The organism is Duganella callida, assembly GCF_004614165.1.
GTDB classification, from domain to species: domain Bacteria; phylum Pseudomonadota; class Gammaproteobacteria; order Burkholderiales; family Burkholderiaceae_D; genus Rugamonas; species Rugamonas callida.
Genome location: NZ_SPVG01000039.1, coordinates 1 through 3,859, shown reverse-complemented (window position 1 = coordinate 3,859; position 3,859 = coordinate 1). Strand labels below are relative to the sequence as shown.

Sequence of the window (3,859 nt, the reverse complement as noted above, 5' to 3'; positions counted from 1 at the left end):
AGGTAAGCTTGTCGTAATTCAGAACAGGCTCATCCGACTGCGCCAGCCAGTCGAGCACAAAATTAGAACCGATGAAACCGGCACCGCCTGTGACAAAAATCATGTGTTAATCCTGCATTGAAATTGAATTAGTATCAACTATGATTTTACGTTAAATTTATCTTGCGCCGCACAAAAAGTTGAAGCGTGCTCGGGGGTGGGGATGCAGGGCCGGCGACGTAAATACAACAGCGCGCCGAGCCAAAGGCCGGGACGAAAAAAAACCCCGCGGTTGCGGGGTTTTTCGCTTCGTCGTCAGGATCAAGCCTGAACGATGTTGGAAGCTTGCTTGCCTTTAGGGCCTTGCGTGACTTCGAATTGAACTTTCTGACCTTCTTTGAGGGTCTTGAAACCGTTCATGTTGATTGCGGAGAAGTGAGCGAACAAATCTTCGCCGCCGTCATCAGGAGTGATGAAGCCAAAACCTTTGGAATCATTGAACCACTTAACAGTACCTGTTGCCATAAAAAGAACTTTCAAATATTAACTGATCACACGAGCCATAAAAGCAAGAAGCTTCTTGCCCCTCTCCTCACGCCCACTTCTATCAACGTGTACATTTCTGCACGAAGCCGATAACGCATTGTTAGCGGACCAATTTTGAATGTCAAGCAGATTTGTGGGCATTTTGCTACTTTTTGCCGGATTGGTGAAAAAGCAACTCTTGATTTTGCGGAATAGGGTCCCATCTGCGGCAAACCAAGAAAGGGCGTAAGATGGAAAACAATTGGAACTGTGCAGTGAAATGCACATTGCATCAACCCCGAAAGCATTAGAATATAAGCGTATGGCAACCAAGCATGACACCGATACCGTCCTGGAACGACAAACGCTGAAACCGCCCCCGCTGTACCAGGTGGCGTTGCTGAATGACGACTACACCCCGATGGAATTCGTCGTCGCCATCATCCAGGAGTATTTCAATAAAGACCGCGAAACCGCCACGCAGATAATGCTCAGTGTCCACCGCTACGGCAAAGGAGTATGTGGCGTGTTCTCGAAAGATATAGCCTGTACCAAAGTGGAGTTCGTTTTAACGCATGCGCGCAAGGCAGGTCATCCCCTGCAATGCGTGATGGAGGAAGTATGATCGCGCAGGAACTGGAAGTTAGTTTGCACATGGCGTTTGTCGAGGCCCGACAAGCCCGGCATGAATTCATCACGGTGGAGCACTTGCTGCTGGCCCTGCTGGACAACCCTTCGGCTGCCGAAGTGTTGCGCGCATGCGCCGTCAACATTGAAGATCTGCGCAAAACCCTGACCAATTTTATTGGCGATAACACGCCGACCGTGCCCGGCACGGGCGAGGTGGACACCCAGCCGACGCTGGGCTTCCAGCGCGTGATCCAGCGCGCCATCATGCACGTGCAATCGGCCTCGAACGGCAAGAAAGAGGTGACGGGCGCCAATGTGCTGGTGGCCATCTTCGGCGAGAAGGACTCGCACGCGGTGTACTACCTGCACCAGCAGGGCGTGACCCGCCTGGACGTGGTCAACTTCATTTCGCACGGCGTCCGCAAGGACCAGGCCGGCGATACCGCCAAGGCGTCCGAGGGCGTGGAAGAGGGCGCGCCGGCCGGCGAGGGCCAGAGCAAGGAAAGCCCGCTCGACCAGTTCACCCAGAACCTGAACAAGTCGGCCGCCGACGGCAAGATCGACCCGCTGATCGGCCGCGAAGAGGAAGTGGACCGCGTGATCCAGATCCTGTGCCGCCGCCGCAAGAACAATCCGCTGCTGGTCGGTGAAGCCGGCGTCGGCAAGACCGCCATCGCCGAGGGCCTGGCCTACCGCATCACCCAGGGCGACGTGCCGGAAATCCTGCAGAATGCCGTGGTGTATTCGCTGGACATGGGCGCGCTGCTGGCCGGCACCAAGTATCGCGGCGACTTCGAGCAGCGCCTGAAGGCGGTGCTCAAGCAGCTCAAGGATAATCCGCACGGCATCCTGTTCATCGACGAGATCCACACCATCATCGGCGCCGGTTCGGCCTCGGGTGGCACGCTGGACGCGTCCAACCTGCTGAAGCCGGCCCTGGCCAACGGCCAGCTGAAGTGCGTGGGCGCCACCACCTACACCGAGTTCCGCGGCGTGTTCGAGAAGGACCACGCGCTGAGCCGCCGCTTCCAGAAGGTGGACGTCAACGAGCCGACCGTCGAGCAGACGGTGCAGATCCTGCGCGGCCTGAAATCGCGCTTCGAAGAGCACCACGGCGTGAAGTACTCGTCGTCGGCGCTGTCGACCGCGGCCGAACTGGCGGCGCGCTTCATCAACGACCGTCACTTGCCGGACAAGGCGATCGACGTGATCGACGAGGCCGGCGCGGCGCAACGCATCCTGCCGAAGTCCAAGCAGAAGAAGACCATCGGCAAGACCGAGATCGAGGACATCATCTCCAAGATCGCGCGCATCCCGCCGCAGACCGTCAACCAGGACGACCGCAGCAAGCTGCAGACCATCGACCGCGACTTGCGCAACGTGGTGTTCGGCCAGGATCCGGCGATCGAGGCGCTGGCGTCGGCGATCAAGATGGCCCGTGCCGGCCTGGGCAAGACCGACAAGCCGATCGGCTCCTTCCTGTTCTCCGGTCCGACCGGCGTCGGCAAGACCGAGGTGGCCAAGCAGCTGGCCTTCATCCTCGGCATCGAGCTGGTGCGCTTCGACATGTCGGAGTACATGGAGCGCCATGCCGTGTCGCGCCTGATCGGCGCGCCGCCGGGTTACGTCGGTTTCGACCAGGGCGGCCTGCTGACCGAAGCCATCACCAAGAAGCCGCACGCGGTGCTGCTGCTGGACGAGATTGAAAAAGCCCATCCGGACATCTTCAACATCCTGCTGCAGGTGATGGACCACGGCACGCTGACCGACAATAACGGACGCAAGGCCGACTTCCGCAACGTGATCATCATCATGACCACCAACGCGGGCGCCGAGTCGCTGCAGAAGTCGACCATCGGCTTCACCACCAGCAAGCAGGCCGGCGACGAGATGGGCGACATCAAGCGCATGTTCACGCCGGAGTTCCGCAACCGCCTGGACGCGATCATCAGCTTCCGCGCGCTGGACGAGGAAATCATCCTGCGCGTGGTCGACAAGTTCCTGATGCAGCTGGAAGAGCAGCTGCACGAGAAGAAGGTCGAAGCGATCTTCAGCGAGAAGCTGCGCAAGTTCCTGGGCAAGAAGGGCTTCGATCCGCTGATGGGCGCGCGGCCGATGTCGCGCCTGATCCAGGACATGATCCGCAAGGCGCTGGCCGACGAATTGCTGTTCGGTCGCCTGGTCAGCGGCGGCAAGGTCATCGTCGACCTGGACGACAAGGACGTGGTCAAGCTGGACTTCCCGGAGCCGCCGGACGCGGCGCCGAGCACGCCGCCGGAAACGGTGGAAGTGGACTAAGCCGGTCCGCGAGCCAGAAACCCGCTGCGGCGGGTTTTTTTTCGCCCCCACACTTCTGATCCAGATCAAACTCCGTGCGCTGGTCCGGCGCAAGATGGACCGACATCAACACGCGGCGGGAGGGGTGATGATCGACTATTTCGGCCATCAGGCCGTGCTGGACGAGTTGCACGCGCTGCTGCACAGCACCACCTATCTGCATCCCGACGAGCAGAAGGCGCAGGCGCGCAGCCTGGAGGCGCTGGCGTCCGACGGCGACCTGGCGCGCCTGGGCGCCCTGACCGATCACCTGCTGGCGCACGCGGTCAGCGATGGCGCCGAGCTGGCCATGCTCGAGCAGGCGGCGGCGCTGTGGCGCGACGGCTTGCAGGTCTACGACGACGTCGGCACGGCGCGCGCGGCGCTGGAATCGTCGCTGACCGATCCG

The 3,859-nt window shown here is 60.1% G+C and carries 4 protein-coding genes; 3 read left to right on the top strand and 1 reads right to left on the bottom strand.

The genetic code is table 11. The annotated features are described in order from the left end of the window. Positions 1-300: 300 nt before the first annotated feature. On the bottom strand, positions 301-504 hold the full coding sequence (cspE, locus tag E4L98_RS04260; protein WP_135200332.1) for a transcription antiterminator/RNA stability regulator CspE: 204 nt from the start codon (positions 502-504) through the stop codon (positions 301-303). A gap of 322 nt (positions 505-826) precedes the next feature. On the opposite strand from cspE, the gene clpS reads away from it, so the two are divergent. The 3 genes from clpS to E4L98_RS04245 form a co-directional block, all read left to right on the top strand. After that, positions 827-1,129, top strand: a complete 303-nt coding sequence (gene clpS, locus E4L98_RS04255) for an ATP-dependent Clp protease adapter ClpS (RefSeq protein ID WP_135200331.1) — start codon at positions 827-829, stop codon at positions 1,127-1,129. Next, positions 1,126-3,432 (top strand): ATP-dependent Clp protease ATP-binding subunit ClpA, encoded by a 2,307-nt coding sequence (clpA, locus tag E4L98_RS04250; RefSeq protein WP_135200330.1) that lies wholly within the window; start codon positions 1,126-1,128, stop codon positions 3,430-3,432. Before clpS ends, clpA begins: the two co-directional genes overlap by 4 nt. Before the next feature lie 94 nt (positions 3,433-3,526). Beyond that, positions 3,527-3,859: hypothetical protein (locus E4L98_RS04245; RefSeq protein WP_135200329.1), on the top strand; the 333-nt coding region annotated here is incomplete at its 3' end.

What these genes read in the sequence shown, in the direction of transcription:
- cspE (WP_135200332.1), bottom strand. Translation starts at nt 504, where the DNA reads ATGGCAACAGGTACTGTTAAGTGGTTCAATGATTCCAAAGGTTTTGGC.
- clpS (WP_135200331.1), top strand. Translation starts at nt 827, where the DNA reads ATGGCAACCAAGCATGACACCGATACCGTCCTGGAACGACAAACGCTG.
- clpA (WP_135200330.1), top strand. Translation starts at nt 1,126, where the DNA reads ATGATCGCGCAGGAACTGGAAGTTAGTTTGCACATGGCGTTTGTCGAG.